The organism is Prolixibacter sp. NT017 (genome assembly GCF_009617875.1).
Lineage (GTDB): Bacteria > Bacteroidota > Bacteroidia > Bacteroidales > Prolixibacteraceae > Prolixibacter.
The window spans coordinates 1,480,176-1,496,006 of the sequence record NZ_BLAV01000001.1 but is presented as its reverse complement, the minus strand read 5'-3'; the positions used below and the strand labels follow the sequence as shown (position 1 = coordinate 1,496,006).

Here is a 15,831-nt window from a genome sequence, read left to right as displayed (position 1 = left end):
GTTATTTCCGACACATCTTGCGATAATAAACCTAAACCTAAATTCTGAATGTGTCGTCAATAGAAGCTGCCCCACAGCGGCCAACCGTGCCAGGAAAACCACCCGGGAACAGCTTTGACTAAACAATACAAGTATGAACGGTATTTAGAAATCTACGATTTAAAGTTTGTTCTTGAACAGTAAATGTCCGTCGTGTCTTCACAATTGGTTTTTTATTTATTATTGGAATTTACTGTTCTAAAGCTTACCGGGTTATGATTCCGGCTCATACTTACTACCATCCTCATTGTACATGGCAGTCATGCTCTCTCCATTTAACTGGAGAACAACTTTATATACTTTTGATCCATCTTCAGTGGTTGCAACGAACCCCTGACTGATTTTGGCATCTTTGTAGTCGCTGGCAACAGCTTTAGTCACCGCTTCGGGCAAATCTGCTACATCGACCGAAATAAATTTGAGGTCGGATTGCATTACAAAAGATGAATTCGTCGTTTTTGAGACTGAATTGGCAGCATTAGCAACATAACCAGTGCCAAGCGCAAAAACTAAAACCAATGGAATTAATACTTTTTTCATAACTAACTCGTTTTTAATACAATTGTTAATATTTAGAAATTTGCTGGTGATTTGAGTCTTTTTATTTAATTGATTTGATAACGTGAGCCATCTGCATTAAACATAATCGATTCTTCCTGGCCTTCCACGTTCAAAATCACTTTGTACATTTTTGTTCCATCACTCAAATTAGCTACATAAGCCCCGGTAATCGTTGCATCTTTAAACTGGTCACTTACCGATTCCTTAATTGCCTGAGGCAGTTCGCTGACGCTAATTTGCCTGAAGTCGGGCTTTGCCCAAACATTTGTTATTTCCAGACTACCCGAAAAAACCGGGCTGGCATTTACTGCATATATTGTGGCCATGGAAAAAAGTATGGCTACGGTAAAAAATAACTTCTTCATATCCCCTTTTTAAAATCAATCTCCTCCTCAAAAATTATTTTCTATTGCCCTCATCAAAATTCAACCGTCCCTACCTGGAATATATTTACTTCCATCTTCCTTGTAGTAATTAACTTTAGTGCTTCCTTCTACATTCAGGAACAGCTTGTAAATAACCATTCCGCAGGGAAGACGACTTTTGTATGCCTGTGATATCGACACCTGGCGATATTCACTCTTAACAGCCAGACTGACAAACGCCGGAACGTCTGATAATTCAATACGGCTAAAATCAATTTTGAACTCCATTGCCATTTGCCTTCCGGCAGAATCATTCTGCGCGAAAACCGGCTTACCAGGCATCAGCGAAAAAACAGCAATCAATCCTATGGCGGACAACAATCGCATATTCCTCCTTTTTTATTTAATTCTGCAATTGAGCAACATACCTTTCGCCATCAGCTTTGTAAACTACATTGTTGATGCCTGACGTCGACCTGAAGGTCAATCGGTAAACCAGCATTCCGTTTATTGTTCCTGTAATTACCTGATTTGATAAACGGTATCCGGTCAACTCTTCAGCAACCGATTCCTTCACAGCCATCGGCAAGTCACTCAACCGGATAACCTCAAAAACCACTTGTTCCACCGAAGAGTCATTCGTCGAATGCTCATTTTCTATTTGTCCGGTAATACCAGCTGAGGAAACCGGGAGCAAAAGAAACTCTATGGAAGAGTGATTTTTCATGTTAATTCATTTATTAATTCAAAGTATCTGCTTGTCTTCGGTACTACTTATAGAAAAGGTTGTGCCAAAGTCAGAGAGACAGGAACCATAAATTCTGTAAAACACATTATACTTGTGGATTACACTGAATACATTTTTTTAAGGAAACAATTATGATAACACAAGCTCAAATCAACATGTAGAATCAATTCCACAGTTTGAGTACACAGCTTGTGGATTTAAACTGGTTTGTAAAGGAAGGATATAGTCAAAATAACAGTAAGAGAATAATACACAGCCTTATACATGATTAAAATCAGACTTTTATGCTGCCGTAAAACAGAAATGTTAAAAAACATCTATACGATTCACTTATAACCAGTTAAACACATATCGTTTTGAAAAACTGTCATTTGAAGGCATTAAATCGAAAACTACACCCGTTACATCAACATATATTGATAACTGGAGCCGTATGCTGTATAACCTGTTTGCTTTTTTCTGTTCAGAGTAACATGTAAATTGGCATTACTGAATACCGAATAACACGATGATATTACAAATAAAGTGAACCACCAAACAACAAATTTAAACCCAACTAGAATGAGTAGAACTACAGAATTACAAACAGTTAAATCTTTTCAGGAACAAAAGAGAAGATTTAAGAGCAGGATTGTGAAAGAGATCATCAGTAAAGATGAAAGATTGACGGAAATCAGAGATTTCTGGGGAAAGAGTCCGAAGGCGTTGACCGAAATACTGATTGTCCATGAACTGGATGAGGGAATAACTTTCGACTACACGGATCATTATAAGATCCCGCCGTCAGTCGACGCTGAAATTGAAATGATTTTCAAAGAGATCTTTTTATCATAGGCCGGAATTATCCGGCTTTTTTTGTACTTACACCTACTGAATAGTTTTCAGTTCCGGGAAGATATGCGTCCATCTATTGCCTTTTCATATTAACAGCCCACTAGTGGCCAACTACTTCGTTTGTCCAGTGCTCTTATAAGGTTTCGATAAAAGGTGACGTATCGCCACTCCTGGACGATAAAACAACATCCTGGGGCCCGACCAACGCATTACTTCACGAATTTTTTCGCGCATTGCAAGTTTGTAGCAATGGACCAGACATTGTTTGCAAGCAGGCTTTTCGTCACTAAACACACAATTATCCAATCGTTTTTCTGCATAATCGAGCAGTTCTTGGCAATCAGAACAAATTCCTCCCACTCTATGATTTTTTCGACAATACAATTCAACCATGAGGGTCACAATCTGCTTTTCTTTCACACGTTTTCCGGTCATTAACAAAGCTATTGCTGAAAAGTAAATTCCCACCGAACCAAGTCCGGCGGGAATAAAAACGAATTAACCTCTTAACTACTTCTTGTACTTATAAATTGGTTTTGATCATGGTCAACAGCATTTTAAATGATTCAGTTGCTTCAACGGCATGAGTAATATTGGAAGGAAGAATGATGGCTTCCCCCGTTTCCAACTCTGAATTCTCACCACCAATAGTAATTGTAGCTTTCCCTTCTACAACCTGTACCAGTGCATCGAAAGGTGCAGTATGAGGACTCAGCCCCTGCCCCTTCTCGAAAGCAAATAGCGTAATGGTACCGGTCGGTTCTTTGATGATGGTTTTACTGACCACCGCTCCTTCAGCGTACTCAATGCCGGAAGCAACGTTAAACTGTTTTCCCTTTTCCATAATTTACAAACTCATTTTGATGAGCCCGACCGGCCCCGATTTCTCCGCTATCCAACTCACTATCCATTCCGGGAAACCGATTGAGTCATCATCTTCACTTTTCAATCCAAAAACTGCAGTCCAACCTGCTTTGCTATGCTAAACCAATCAAAAATTGAATATTTCTTTAAAAGGCTTGGTTTTTATAGGCCGGCCGGAGAAAGAATACTCCGACCGGCTTTTATTAGCCAATCAACCTAAACTTAACCCATGAAAACCTCAATATCTTCGTCGACTGTTTTAATTCCTGCAATTCCAAAGTTTTCTACCAGTACATTTGCCACGTTTGGTGAGAGGAATGCCGGAAGTGTCGGGCCGAGATGAATATTCTTTACACCGAGATAGAGCAGCGCCAGCAACACAATCACAGCCTTCTGTTCGTACCACGCTATGTTGTATGCAATCGGCAACTCATTGATGTCATTCAGTTCAAAAACTTCTTTCAGTTTCAACGCGATTACTGCCAATGAATAGGAGTCGTTGCACTGTCCTGCATCCAACACACGAGGAATACCACCGATATCACCCAAAGGCAGCTTGTTATAACGATATTTGGCACAACCGGCAGTCAGAATGACGGTTCCTTCCGGAAGTTTATCGGCAAATTCGGTGTAGTAATCGCGGCTTTTCATGCGACCGTCGCAACCAGCCATTACAAAAAATTTCTTAATAGCACCGGTCTTAACTGCATCAACTACTTTATCAGCCAGCTGCATCACCTGGTTATGCGCAAATCCGCCTACAATCGTTCCGGTTTCCAACTCTGTCGGTGCAGCACATTTTTTCGCATGTTCGATAATTTCAGAAAAATCTTTCGGTTCACCATCTTTCCGGGGTGCAATATGTTTTACTCCGTCGAAACCAGCTGCTCCGGTAGTATAAACCCGGTCTTTGTACGAATCAGCAGGAGGAACCAAACAGTTAGTTGTCAGCAACACCGGTCCGTTGAACGCTTCAAATTCCTCTTTTTGCTTCCACCATGCGTTACCGTAGTTACCGACAAAGTGTTCATACTTCTTGAAAGCCGGATAATAGTTAGCAGGCAACATTTCGCTGTGCGTATAAATATCCACGCCGGTTCCTTCAGTTTGCTTCAACAATTCTTCAAAATCTTTCAAATCGTGACCGCTGACCAAAATGCCGGGATTCTTTTTTACGCCAAGATTTACCTCTGTAATTTCAGGGTTACCATAGCTCTCTGTATTTGCCTGGTCGAGCAATGCCATCACGTCCACTCCGTACTTTCCGGTCTCCATCGTCAGGGCAACTAAATCGTCAGCCGAAAGAGTATCATCGGTAGTTGCGGCCAACGCCTTTTGCATGAAAGCATAGAGCTCTTTTTTCTCGTAACCGAGATTAAAAGCGTGCTCAGCATAAGCGGCCATTCCTTTCACACCATAAACAATCAACTCACGCAACGAACGAACATCAGGATTAGCAGTTGAGAGGATTCCCACATTAGCTGCTTTTTCCTCGAAAGCTTCCAGTGTATCAGCTTCCCATGTTAGTGATTCATGATTCGAAGAAAGTTTTCCACCTTCTGTTTCGAAGCGGTTTTTCAATTCGGCACGCAATTTTAACCCTTCCCGAATTTTCTCTTCGATCTTATTCTTGTCGAAATTAGCGTTGGTAATCGTCATAAACAGGGCATCAAATACAAATCGATTCGCCGGTTCCCATTCAATTCCCATTTGGCGTGCTTCGTGAGCGTATATCGATAATCCTTTGGTAACAAAGACCAGTAAGTCCTGCAAGTTGGCTACATCATCGGTTTTTCCGCAAACACCTTTGATGGTACAACCTTCGCCTTTAGCGGCTTCCTGACATTGAAAACAAAACATACTCATGATAATTCGTTTTAAAGATTAAGTTTTATGATTAACTGTTGATTTAAAATCACTTTTACGTTCTTCTATACCCACTCTTCTTCGAGAACTTCGCCCCGAATACTTACCGTAATGGCTTTTACCGGAACCTTTCGGCTGGCTCGAAGCGTAGCCATTTGAACCAGCTGCTGTAAGCCACCGCAGCAAGGCACCTCCATCATCAGTACAGTGATAGTGTTCACTTTCGCTTCATTAATGAGAGTGATTAACTTCTCCAGATAAATCTCCTTTCCGGAATCCAGTTTGGGACAAGCAATAACCAACGATTTATCTTTCAAATAATTTTGATGGAAATCACCCAGTGTAAAAGCTGTACAATCTGCTGCCACCAGCAAATCGGCACCACGGAAGTAAGGAGCTACCGGGTTGATAAGATGCATCTGCACCGGCCATTGACGGAGTTGAGAAGCCAATGAACCATTCTCGCCTTTAGGTGCCAATTTCAACTCTTCCGGATTAAAAACAACGGTTTGAGAGCTTGGACATCCTCCTCCACAACTGCTTCCGTTTGCCGGCTTCGGCTCGGCGTGAACAGCATCCTTCACCGCCTGAACAGAAAAAGGTAAATTCTCCTCGTTTTCCACCAAATACCCCATTCCCTGTTTCAGAAATCCTGTCTCATTGTGTTCACGCAAATGCTTCAGATGAGCCACCACCGTATTAAAACCTTTGCTCACCATAATCTCTATCACCTTCACCTCATCGTACGGTTGCGCTTCTCGATTTTCAATCGTAATAGCTCCTTCCGGACAGTGTCCGATACAAGCTCCCAAACCATCGCACATCAAATCGCTGATTAGAACTGCCTTCCCGTCAATAATCTGCAATGCACCTTCGTGGCAATTAGGAACACAAAGACCACAACCAGTACATTTCTCTTCGTCTATATGGATGATGTCGCGTTTCATATTTCGTTTTCTTTATTGCTGTTGTTTAAATTTTACACTACAAATGTAGATGGGCCCTTACCGGGAAAGTGTAACAGCTGTTACAAATCGGTATATTTGTATAAAAACTTTTTGAGATGAATACAATCCTGGCGCAATCACCCATATTCAAAGGGCTTCAACCAACAGAAGTAGAAAATCTTTTGGGCGAGGTTCCACATCAGATACGACATTTCCACAAAGATGATTTACTGGCCGTAGCCGGAGAAGAAGTGAAAGCAGCGATGATTCTTTTGGAAGGAAAACTTCAGGGTGAAATGGTTGACTTTAGCGGAAACAGCCTGAAAATAGAAGAACTGCTGCCCCCACAGATGGTTGCAGCCGGTTTCCTTTTTGGAAAAAACAGCCGCTTCCCGGTTAACCTATCGGCCATGGATGATGGCAAAATGCTCATCATTCTGAAGCCCAATTTTACGCGACTACTGAGCCTTGACAATCGAGTATTGAATAACTTCCTGAACATTATCAGCGATAAAGCCCAGTTTCTTTCGAGAAAAATCAGTTTTCTTAATTTTAAAACCATTCGTGAGAAAATCGCCTTCTTCCTGTTACAACATTATAAACCAGGATTCCGGAATATTCCACTGAAGCAAAACCAGCAAAGTCTGGCCGAAATGTTTGGTGTAACCCGACCATCGCTGGCCCGAACCATCGGAGAACTTCAACGTGAAGGGATACTGGAATGGCGGCGTGGTGAAATTGAAATAAAAGATGTAGAAGCACTAAAAAAAATACTGCAGTAAAATCCGACCTCATTATTAGCATATTCACCGATAAACACCATTTATTAGCATATATACCGATAAAAAATTTTTATTGGTGAATTTACCGATATTATATATTTATCAGTATATTTACCAATAAATTGATTAATTAGAACTGAAGAATGCATTAACGAGATGAAAAACAGAGCAACCATTTCATGCGATATCATCTCTTCAACAGCTTTGTCTGCAACGAATCGCGATTTGCTTTCAACAAAGTTGAAGGAGCTAATGACTGACCTTACACAGCACTTCGCAAACCAGGGATTCTATGGTCGAATTCTGAAAGGTGATTACATCGAATGCGCGTTGGATGCTCCGGAAACAGCCCTGCGTGTGGCCCTACTCATCAAGACGTTCATACGGGCAATCGAGTTACCAACATCTAAAGAAGAAAACAAGCGCATAAAATACTTTAAAGAACATGGCGTGCGTGTAGCCATTGCTGTGGCTCCGTTGGAGAACTATCAGCCCCTGAAAGGTATCATGGACGGGGAAGCCATTTACCTGTCGGGAAGAGCGCTAAACCGGAAAGACACACACGACAAGCAAAAGATCATCATCAAACGGACACTATATTTTCTTTCAACCGATTTGGCAGTTCAACGTTTATATGAAACCATGCTCGAGATGCTGGATGTCATTCTGGCGCGTTGCTCGGCCAAACAGTGTGAAGTAGTATTTTATAAATTGCTAAACAAATCAGAAGTGGAAATCGCCAAAATTCTACAAAAGAATCAGTCGACCATCAATCAACATTCTACAGCTGCCGGCTGGAATGCAATTGACCGGGCGGTTTCGTACTTCGAAGAAAACATACACTGACATGATGATTACCCTCCTATTCCTTCAGCTAACAGCACACCTGGTAGCCGATTTCCTTCTTCAGAGCGAACACTGGAGTTTGCAAAAGGAAAAGAAAATAATCAGCAAAATTCATATCTGGCACATTCTCATTGTCTTTGCCTCATCCTGGCTTTTTTCATTGCAATTAGCCTTCTGGTCAGCTGCACTTGCACTTACGGCATTGCATTTCTTTACAGATGTGACGAAGAGTTTTATCAGAATTAAGTGGAACAAAGATTGGTTCTTTATCGACCAGTTTACTCATATCATAATCATTACAGCAATCGTCTGGTTCTATGTTGATTCGGACATAAACCAACTACCAGTTCTCATCACTCCGCGAATAGCTGCCATCATATTTGCTTACACGCTCTGCGTTAAACCATCCAATATTATTATCCGGTATATCTTCAAATACTTTTCGGTGAAAGCGCCTGTTGAAACAGAAGAAGAAAACGGAGGCGGCTTACCCAATGCTGGCAAACTGATCGGTATCACCGAACGTCTTCTTGTACTCACACTAGTCTTATTGCAGCAATATTCAGTAGTTGGATTTATCATTGCTGCCAAATCCATTCTGCGCTTTAGCGATGCTCAAAAGACAGAGTATGTATTAGTCGGAACCTTGTTAAGTTTTGGAATCGCCATATTGATGGGGGTAATGGTCAGTTACTTTTAGCCCCGCGATAGCCCTTCCAGCCAATTTTCAATCATCTGGCGGCCATCCGGCGTCATGATAGATTCAGGATGAAACTGAATACCCCACACAGGATAACTACGATGACGCAAAGCCATAATATTTCCGGTTTCGCCCCGGGCTGTAATTTCCAGTTCTTCCGGGAAACCAACATCATCCACCGCCCATGAATGATAAAGCCCGGTTTCAAAAACAGATGGGATATTCCTAAAAAGCAAATCCGGAATCAATCTTTCTGTCCGGATAACTGTACCGTGATAAATAGCATCTAGATGTTTTAGCTTTCCTCCAAAAGCTTCGGCAATAGCCTGATGCCCCAAACATACACCCAATATTGGAATTCGTGGTCCCAGTTCACGAATAATTTCACTCATCAACGGCGCGTCTTCAGGTAATCCGGGCCCGGGCGAAAAGATGATACCATCAAAGTCAGCTGCCTCGCAAAGGGAAATTTCATCATTTTTTCGGACAACCACATCAGTTCCTCCCGACTGCTTCACCAACTGCGCCAGGTTATAGGTAAACGAATCGTAGTTATCTAAAATCAGCACCAGCATCGGGAAAAGTATTAGTTTTGATACGCAAAACTACACCATTCTTTGGCATGAGTGAACACTTCGCAGAAAAAATGAACAGACTGGCTGTACAACATAAGCCATTTTTATTCGTACACGACTTCGACCTCAAAGCTCCACTAATACTTACACTTCCTGAAGCTGAAAATCGGGGTGTTTTGTTCGAAATTAATGGACAACGCAATTTTCAGCCAGTTTTTCCCGCGAAAAAAGCAGTACAGTTCGAGAAACATCCAATTTCGTTTTCGGATTACCGAAAAGGCTTCGACAATGTAATGCGTCATATCCGGCATGGTAATTCATTTCTCACCAACCTCACCTTTCCCACTTCAGTGGAAACTAATTTGTCTTTCGAAGATATCTTTCACCGGAGTAAAGCGCCTTACAAATTGCTACTTCCCGGGAAATGTGTGGTGTTTTCACCAGAGACTTTTGTCAAAGTCACCAACGGAAAGATTTCCTCTTACCCAATGAAAGGAACCATCGATGCGAGCATTCCCAATGCAGCCAGCCAAATTCTGAACGACAAGAAAGAGACAGCTGAACATAACACCATCGTCGATTTGATTCGAAACGATTTATCGATGGTCGCAAAAAATGTGTATGTTTCCCGCTTTCGATACATCGATGAGGTAAAGACCCACGAAAAAACGCTGCTCCAGGTTAGTTCGGAGATTTCAGGTGAACTCAGTTCTGACTATCATTCCAACATTGGAAACATCATATCTACATTGCTGCCTGCAGGCTCCATATCCGGTGCTCCAAAACAAAAGACAATCGAAATCATTAAGGAATCGGAAATTGATGAGCGCGGATACTACACCGGCGTATTTGGTATTTTTGATGGACAAAATCTGGATTCCGCTGTGATGATTCGTTATATTGAACAAAAAAATAATCAAATGATATTCCGTAGTGGCGGAGGCATCACCGTTTTTAGCGAGCCGGAAAAAGAATACCAGGAAATGATTGACAAAGTGTATGTGCCGATTCATTGAAACCATATGTATCCGAAACGGGGAGCCCGAAAGACTTTCGTGGCACAACACCCGGTTGAACCGAACTCGCAAGGAGGTATTCAACCTGGACGCGGAAATCGATTTAACCAACAATCTGAATATTCCTGCGGAAGCGAAAAATGGCCTGTTCAAATGCCGCGTTACCTACCGGGAAACTATCGAGAAAGTAGAGTTTGAGCCTTATTCAATTCGCCCGGTGCATTCTCTTCGCCTGGAGAATGCCGATGATATTAATTACAGATACAAATATGCTAATCGCGAAAAGCTGCAAGAATTATTTTCTCAGCGCGGTAATGCAGATGACGTACTGTTAGTCAAAAATGGCTTCATTACCGACACGTCATATGCCAATATCATTTTCCGGAAAGGAGACAAATGGTTCACTCCTGATACGCCGCTGCTTCGAGGCACTCGTAGGGCCTGTTACCTAAAAGAAAGTAAAATTGAAGCGATTCCTATTCAGCCGGAAATGTTATCGGAATTTAACGAAGCACGCATCATCAACGCAATGATTTCGATAGAAGAATCGCCCACAATTCCCATGGAAAATATAAAGTGGTAAGTATTTAGCGAAGAATAATTTCACGGATAACCTTACGACCTACGTGGTTGTTCATCGCATCTACAATCTGGTGCCGCATCATGAAGAGTTCGTTGCGCACAATCGAAGAACGGAGATGCACATACAACACGCCATTTTTGATATAAATGTTGGTGGTCGCACGCGCAATCGTTTTTCCAATAATGGTTTCCCAGGAATTAACGGCTTCCACCTCGGCGAGCTTGCCATCCATCCGCGATTCCTTCAGGTATTCCTTAATTACACTACCTAACGATTGTGTCTCACTTCTGCGCATCTGGTTTTCTGTTTTTTTGCAGATATTCTTTATTTCAAAAGTATAAAGGGAAAATCACAATAGCACCTTCGGTCGCTAATTGTTTTCAACAACTTTGGGTTCACCGCCATTATTCCCATTCTCGGTTACGGCTCCATCGGTTACCCTGAAAATACGATAATCGGCTCCTACACGGGGAATAATCTGGTCGAGATGTTCGCGGTTGGTATCGGTAATAAAAATTTGTCCAAATGTGTTTCCGGAAACCAATTTGACAATCTTCTCCACTCGGTCGCCATCGAGTTTATCAAAAATATCATCGAGAAGAAGAATCGGCATGGCTTCATTTACCGAACGAATAAAATCGAATTGTGCGAGCTTCAAAGCGACCAGATACGTCTTTTTCTGGCCCTGCGACCCCATCTTCTTCATGGGAAAATCGCCCAACTTCAGCTCCAAATCGTCTTTATGAATTCCCACGGAAGTGAATTGCAATACTCTATCGCGCTGAAGCGTTTCCTTCAGTTGCCCTTCAAAATTGCCTTCATTCAACTGTGACTGATAATCTAAAGTCACCTGCTCATGCCCGTCCGATATGAAGTCATAATATCTCTGGAAAATAGGTTGCAACTCTCCCAGAAATTCTTGCCGGCGCTTATTAATCTTTTCACCTAACATCACCAGTTGTGCATCCCATACTTCCAGGTTATCAGGCTCAAATACACGATTGGCAGCAAAGTATTTCAGCAAGTTATTACGCTGCAACAATGCCCGGTTGTACCGAATCAACTGATCGAGATACTGGCGATCGTTTTGCGAAATCACACTGTCCATGAACTTACGACGTTCGTCGCTTCCGCCCATAATCAAACTCGTGTCCGATGGAGAAATCATTACCAACGGCAACAAGCCAATGTGCTCTGACAGTCGTTTGTACTCTTTTTTATTGCGACGGAATTTCTTCTTCTGCCCCTTCTGAAATCCACAATAAATATTCTCATCCTCATCCAGACGACTGTACTGTCCCTGCAATACAAAAAACTCTTCCTCGTGACGGATATTCTGCGAATCGACAGAGTTGAAATAGCTTTTGCAGAAGGAAAGATAATAGATCCCATCCAACAGGTTGGTTTTCCCCACACCGTTGTTCCCGATGAAACAATTCAGTTTGTGTGAAAACTCCAACTCTACCTGCTCGAGGTTCTTAAAATTGATGACAGATAATTCCTTTATGTACATGAATGAGTGTGATTGAGGGAAATAATCCGGCTACAAAACTAATAAATAATCGTCCGGAACAGTTGTTTGCCGATTCCGAATTAATATTCAATCTGTTTTTCAATTACTTAATCAGAAATGTCCCAATGAATTTCTTTTGGCACCGACATTATATTTTTATGATCAAAAATATCAATGGTTCCTGAAAAAAATTTATTTTTGCCTTCACGTTTACACGACCTGAAAATAAAGACATAATAAATAAGATGAGTAAAGGAAAAAACAAACACACCGGCGAAAACCTGCAGGAAGTTGAACACGCGTTGACCTCAACTGAACAATTTTTTGAAAAGAATCAGAAAATCATCACTTACATTTTTGGTGCGGGCGTAGTTCTAGCCATTCTCTTTCTGGCTTTCCACCGGTATTATAAAATTCCGCGTGAGAAAAAGGCACAGTCTCAGATGTTTGTTGCCGAACAATATTTCCAGAAAGATTCGTTCAACCTGGCTCTTAACGGCGATGGTAACTATCCCGGATTTCTCGACATTTTAGATGAATATGGAAGTACCTCTTCAGGTCATCTGGCACGTTATTATACCGGAATCTCTTACCTACATCTTGGTAAATACGAGCAGGCCATTGAATATCTTGATGATTTCAGCACCGACGATCCGCTGATTGGCCCGATTGCCAAAGGAGCTACCGGTGATGCATATGCCGAACTGGGTAATAACGACAAAGCAGTTAGCCGCTACATGGACGCTGCCAATATGAACGACAATCAATTCACCACACCTATTTACCTCATGAAAGCAGGCAATCTGTATGAAACCATGGGTAAATATGATGATGCATTGAACGTTTACAAAACGGTAAAAGAAAAGTACCCGGAAAGCAACGAGGGACGTCAGATTGACAAATATATTGCCCGCGTTGAAATCCTGGCGAAAAAATAAAACGAATTAGTTTTCGATAAAGCAATCCCCTTCGTTTGGAACGGAGGGGATTTTTTATCTTTGCAAAAATCCTGAAAAAATGGCTACAAAAGATTTATCTGCATACGACATGGAAAAAGTTCCATCGGCCGAAAATATGAAATTCGGTATCGTAGTATCGGAATGGAACTATGAAGTAACCGGAGCGCTGGCTCGTGGTGCTGTTGAGACATTGAAAAAGCACGGGGCAAAAGACGATAATATTCGGGTAAAACACGTCCCCGGAAGTTTTGAACTAACCCTGGGCGGTCAGCTTTTTGCTGAAAATACCGACGTAGATGCTGTTCTGTTGCTCGGTTGTGTGATACAGGGAGAAACCCGACACTTCGATTTTATTTGCCATGGCGTTTCGCAAGGTGCGACTCATTTGAACATGAAATTCAATTTGCCGGTAATTTTCGGCGTTTTAACCACCGAGAATCAGCAGCAGGCCCTGGACCGTGCCGGCGGCAAACATGGCAATAAAGGCGACGAAGCAGCCGTTACTGCCATTAAGATGGTTGCCTTGCAGCGTGACTTCGAAAATGGCGAATAACAAAACTCAAAAAGATATTGCATTAAAGCTGTTCAGATTGAGCAGCTTTTTTTGTGACATATATTCTGCGTAAGCATAAAGAAAAAAGAGCAGCCCGCTTGGACTGCTCTTGCTATTTTATTGAGAATATCTTCGATTATTTCTTCGGTGCTTCCATACCACGCTGGCGAGCCATATCTTCCAAACGTTTCTGGAATTTCGACTTCTTCGCTGGTTTCTTCTGCTTAGCTGTAATCTGCTTGCGAATCTTATCTTCATCGATAGCCTTCTTGAAGATGAACATCTGCAGGAAGGTCAGCAACAGCGACAGGAAGTAATACAAACTCAAACCTGCTGCGTAGTTGTTGAAGATGAACAGGAACATCACAGGCATCAAGTACATCATTGTTTTCATTCCCGGCATCTGCTGTGTTCCGGCCGCGTTCATCTCGTTATTCATCTTAATGTAGAAGACGTTGGTAACGGTCATCAACAGACAGAACAGACTCACGTGATCACCATAGAATGGAATGGTAAACGGCAAATGGAAAATTGAATCGTACGATGAAAGGTCGTGAGCCCACAAAAAGCTCTGTTGACGTAACTCGATCGATACCGGGAAGAACCGGAACATGGCAATCAGAATCGGGAACTGAAATACCATGGGCAAACAACCTCCCATGGGATTCACCCCGGCTTTCTTGTAAAGCGCCATCGTAGCCTGCTGCGATTCCATCGCCTTATCTTTGCCATACTTGGCCTTGATCTCGTCAATCTCCGGTTTCAATGCACGCATTTTTGCCTGCGATAAGTACGACTTGTATGTAAACGGAGAAATGATGAGCTTGATGTAAATGGTCAGCAACAGAATGATAATTCCAAAATTGTTGATGTATCTGCGAAGGAAATCAAACGCCGGAATCACAATAAATTTGTTAACCCAACCAATAATTGTCCAACCCAGGTTCATCTCCTGATCAAGCTGAAGCTTGTACTGTTTAAGGACATTGTACTGGTTCGGACCAAAGAACATCTTCATCGGAACGTTCTGCGTCTTGGCATTGTCAACCGGAATGGTTACATCGGCCGAGAAATCTGCCAGGTAGTTCGGATTATCTTCAGTTTTGTTGCTTTTAATTTTTGCACTGGTGAAGCTGTTATCGGCAATCAGAATGGAAGAGAAAAACAGCTGCTTAAATCCGATCCACTTCACACTGGTCGTCAAATCCTTACTGTCAGACTTGGAGGAGCTCAGGCTGTTCACCTCATCTTGATGATATTTGTAATAGATAGTGGTGTAACGATCCTCTCCATATTTTGACTTTTTCTCCTGGCGAGGAACGTCAATAGCCCAGTTAAAGCTCATATAAGCATTACCGCCGATCAATTGACTAAGTCCCTGCGAGCGAATATTGAAATCCATCATGTACGAGTTGTACTTGATGGTATAAACATATTCGATGAATTTGCCATTTCCAGCGTTTACACGCATCGTCAATGTTTTCGAACCTCCCGGATGGTCTTCGTTAAAATTGATACGCCCTTCTTTTCCTTTCGGAACTTTCGGGCCGGATGCAACTAAGCTATCAGAGCTTACTGAAGGTGTAAAATACAGTTTGTCAGTTTCAATGCTTCTGTTTTGTGAGAAGAAATTCAAACCGAAACGGTTGGCATCACCACTAAACAATACCAATGGTTTGCCGTCGTATCTTTTATAATTTTTTAATTCTACCGAATAAATCCGTCCCCCTTTCGTGGAGACCTTTACTTTCATCAGGTTATTTTCCAGCGTAACGAACTTCTCAGTTCCGACAGCTGCATCGCCAAAGGCGCCATACTCGTCTTTCCGGTTTTCACTTGCCGGTACAGTCTTCGCTGCTGTTGTTGAATCAGCTTTTTCCTGTGGCTGTTGAGTGGTCGTAGCTTCCTGAGCTTTTTTCTCAGCAATACGTTGTTGTTCGGCCTGAACCTGCTCAATTGAGTCGCGCTTGCGCTTGGCAGCCTCGACTTCTTCCTTCGAAGGTTTATTAAAATAACTGAATGTAATCAGTATGACAAAAATGAGAACAAGTCCGCTAATGGTATTTCTATCCATAGGAGT

The 15,831-nt window shown here is 42.0% G+C and carries 20 protein-coding genes; 8 read left to right on the top strand and 12 right to left on the bottom strand.

The window, feature by feature from the left end:
• Positions 1-252: 252 nt before the first annotated feature.
• The 4 genes from GJU87_RS06130 to GJU87_RS06115 all read right to left on the bottom strand — a co-directional run bounded on the left by GJU87_RS06130 (position 253) and on the right by GJU87_RS06115 (position 1,692).
• Positions 253-579, bottom strand: coding sequence for a hypothetical protein (locus tag GJU87_RS06130; protein ID WP_153638719.1), 327 nt, complete (start codon positions 577-579; stop codon positions 253-255).
• A 65-nt stretch (positions 580-644) separates the two neighbouring features.
• Positions 645-965 (bottom strand): hypothetical protein, encoded by a 321-nt coding sequence (locus GJU87_RS06125; RefSeq protein ID WP_153638718.1) that lies wholly within the window; start codon positions 963-965, stop codon positions 645-647.
• Positions 966-1,025: 60 nt separating this feature from the next.
• Entirely contained in the window at positions 1,026-1,352 is a 327-nt protein-coding gene (locus GJU87_RS06120) for a hypothetical protein (protein ID WP_153638717.1), read from the bottom strand.
• Between the two features lie 16 nt (positions 1,353-1,368).
• Positions 1,369-1,692 carry a hypothetical protein gene (locus tag GJU87_RS06115; protein WP_153638716.1) on the bottom strand — a complete coding sequence of 108 codons (324 nt, stop codon included), beginning with the start codon at positions 1,690-1,692 and terminating at the stop codon, positions 1,369-1,371.
• 582 nt (positions 1,693-2,274) lie between these two features.
• On the opposite strand from GJU87_RS06115, the gene GJU87_RS06110 reads away from it, so the two are divergent.
• Positions 2,275-2,547, top strand: a complete 273-nt coding sequence (locus tag GJU87_RS06110; RefSeq protein ID WP_153638715.1) for a hypothetical protein — start codon at positions 2,275-2,277, stop codon at positions 2,545-2,547.
• A gap of 111 nt (positions 2,548-2,658) precedes the next feature.
• Here GJU87_RS06110 and GJU87_RS21790 read toward each other — a convergent pair whose 3' ends face one another.
• The 4 genes from GJU87_RS21790 to GJU87_RS06090 all read right to left on the bottom strand — a co-directional run bounded on the left by GJU87_RS21790 (position 2,659) and on the right by GJU87_RS06090 (position 6,224).
• Positions 2,659-2,982 carry a nitrous oxide-stimulated promoter family protein gene (locus GJU87_RS21790; protein WP_153638714.1) on the bottom strand — a complete coding sequence of 108 codons (324 nt, stop codon included), beginning with the start codon at positions 2,980-2,982 and terminating at the stop codon, positions 2,659-2,661.
• An 88-nt stretch (positions 2,983-3,070) separates the two neighbouring features.
• Positions 3,071-3,391, bottom strand: coding sequence for a cupin domain-containing protein (locus tag GJU87_RS06100; protein ID WP_106543386.1), 321 nt, complete (start codon positions 3,389-3,391; stop codon positions 3,071-3,073).
• Between the two features lie 242 nt (positions 3,392-3,633).
• A complete protein-coding gene (gene hcp, locus GJU87_RS06095) occupies positions 3,634-5,277 on the bottom strand; it encodes a hydroxylamine reductase (RefSeq protein WP_153638713.1) in 1,644 nt (547 codons plus the stop codon).
• A 65-nt stretch (positions 5,278-5,342) separates the two neighbouring features.
• A complete protein-coding gene (locus GJU87_RS06090; protein ID WP_153638712.1) occupies positions 5,343-6,224 on the bottom strand; it encodes an ATP-binding protein in 882 nt (293 codons plus the stop codon).
• 116 nt (positions 6,225-6,340) lie between these two features.
• Between GJU87_RS06090 and GJU87_RS06085 the strand changes: the two genes are divergently transcribed.
• From GJU87_RS06085 to GJU87_RS06075, 3 genes are all read left to right on the top strand, one after another.
• Entirely contained in the window at positions 6,341-7,006 is a 666-nt protein-coding gene (locus tag GJU87_RS06085) for a Crp/Fnr family transcriptional regulator (RefSeq protein ID WP_153638711.1), read from the top strand.
• Between the two features lie 156 nt (positions 7,007-7,162).
• Positions 7,163-7,852, top strand: a complete 690-nt coding sequence (locus tag GJU87_RS06080; protein ID WP_153638710.1) for a fumarate hydratase — start codon at positions 7,163-7,165, stop codon at positions 7,850-7,852.
• A gap of 1 nt (position 7,853) precedes the next feature.
• On the top strand, positions 7,854-8,552 hold the full coding sequence (locus GJU87_RS06075; RefSeq protein WP_194831460.1) for a DUF3307 domain-containing protein: 699 nt from the start codon (positions 7,854-7,856) through the stop codon (positions 8,550-8,552).
• Here the strand turns inward: GJU87_RS06075 and GJU87_RS06070 are convergent.
• Positions 8,549-9,127, bottom strand: coding sequence for an aminodeoxychorismate/anthranilate synthase component II (locus GJU87_RS06070; RefSeq protein WP_153638708.1), 579 nt, complete (start codon positions 9,125-9,127; stop codon positions 8,549-8,551). The two genes, GJU87_RS06075 and GJU87_RS06070, sit on opposite strands and share 4 nt — an antisense overlap.
• A gap of 71 nt (positions 9,128-9,198) precedes the next feature.
• Between GJU87_RS06070 and GJU87_RS06065 the strand changes: the two genes are divergently transcribed.
• Both GJU87_RS06065 and GJU87_RS06060 read left to right on the top strand, forming a co-directional pair.
• Complete coding sequence (locus tag GJU87_RS06065; protein WP_255454175.1) at positions 9,199-10,143, top strand: aminodeoxychorismate synthase component I; 945 nt, start codon at positions 9,199-9,201, stop codon at positions 10,141-10,143.
• On the top strand, positions 10,127-10,726 hold the full coding sequence (locus tag GJU87_RS06060; protein WP_228491873.1) for an aminotransferase class IV: 600 nt from the start codon (positions 10,127-10,129) through the stop codon (positions 10,724-10,726). The genes GJU87_RS06065 and GJU87_RS06060 overlap by 17 nt, the downstream gene beginning before the upstream one ends.
• A gap of 4 nt (positions 10,727-10,730) precedes the next feature.
• On the opposite strand, the gene GJU87_RS06055 is transcribed toward GJU87_RS06060, so the two are convergent.
• A complete protein-coding gene (locus tag GJU87_RS06055; protein ID WP_153638705.1) occupies positions 10,731-11,021 on the bottom strand; it encodes a DUF721 domain-containing protein in 291 nt (96 codons plus the stop codon).
• 75 nt (positions 11,022-11,096) lie between these two features.
• On the bottom strand, positions 11,097-12,239 hold the full coding sequence (gene recF / locus GJU87_RS06050) for a DNA replication/repair protein RecF (RefSeq protein ID WP_153638704.1): 1,143 nt from the start codon (positions 12,237-12,239) through the stop codon (positions 11,097-11,099).
• A gap of 245 nt (positions 12,240-12,484) precedes the next feature.
• On the opposite strand from recF, the gene GJU87_RS06045 reads away from it, so the two are divergent.
• Together GJU87_RS06045 and ribH are read left to right on the top strand one after the other, a co-directional pair.
• Positions 12,485-13,177 (top strand): tetratricopeptide repeat protein, encoded by a 693-nt coding sequence (locus GJU87_RS06045; protein ID WP_153638703.1) that lies wholly within the window; start codon positions 12,485-12,487, stop codon positions 13,175-13,177.
• A 79-nt stretch (positions 13,178-13,256) separates the two neighbouring features.
• Positions 13,257-13,751, top strand: a complete 495-nt coding sequence (gene ribH, locus GJU87_RS06040; protein ID WP_153638702.1) for a 6,7-dimethyl-8-ribityllumazine synthase — start codon at positions 13,257-13,259, stop codon at positions 13,749-13,751.
• Positions 13,752-13,887: 136 nt separating this feature from the next.
• On the opposite strand, the gene yidC is transcribed toward ribH, so the two are convergent.
• Complete coding sequence (gene yidC / locus GJU87_RS06035) at positions 13,888-15,825, bottom strand: membrane protein insertase YidC (RefSeq protein ID WP_153638701.1); 1,938 nt, start codon at positions 15,823-15,825, stop codon at positions 13,888-13,890.
• Positions 15,826-15,831 lie beyond the last annotated feature (6 nt).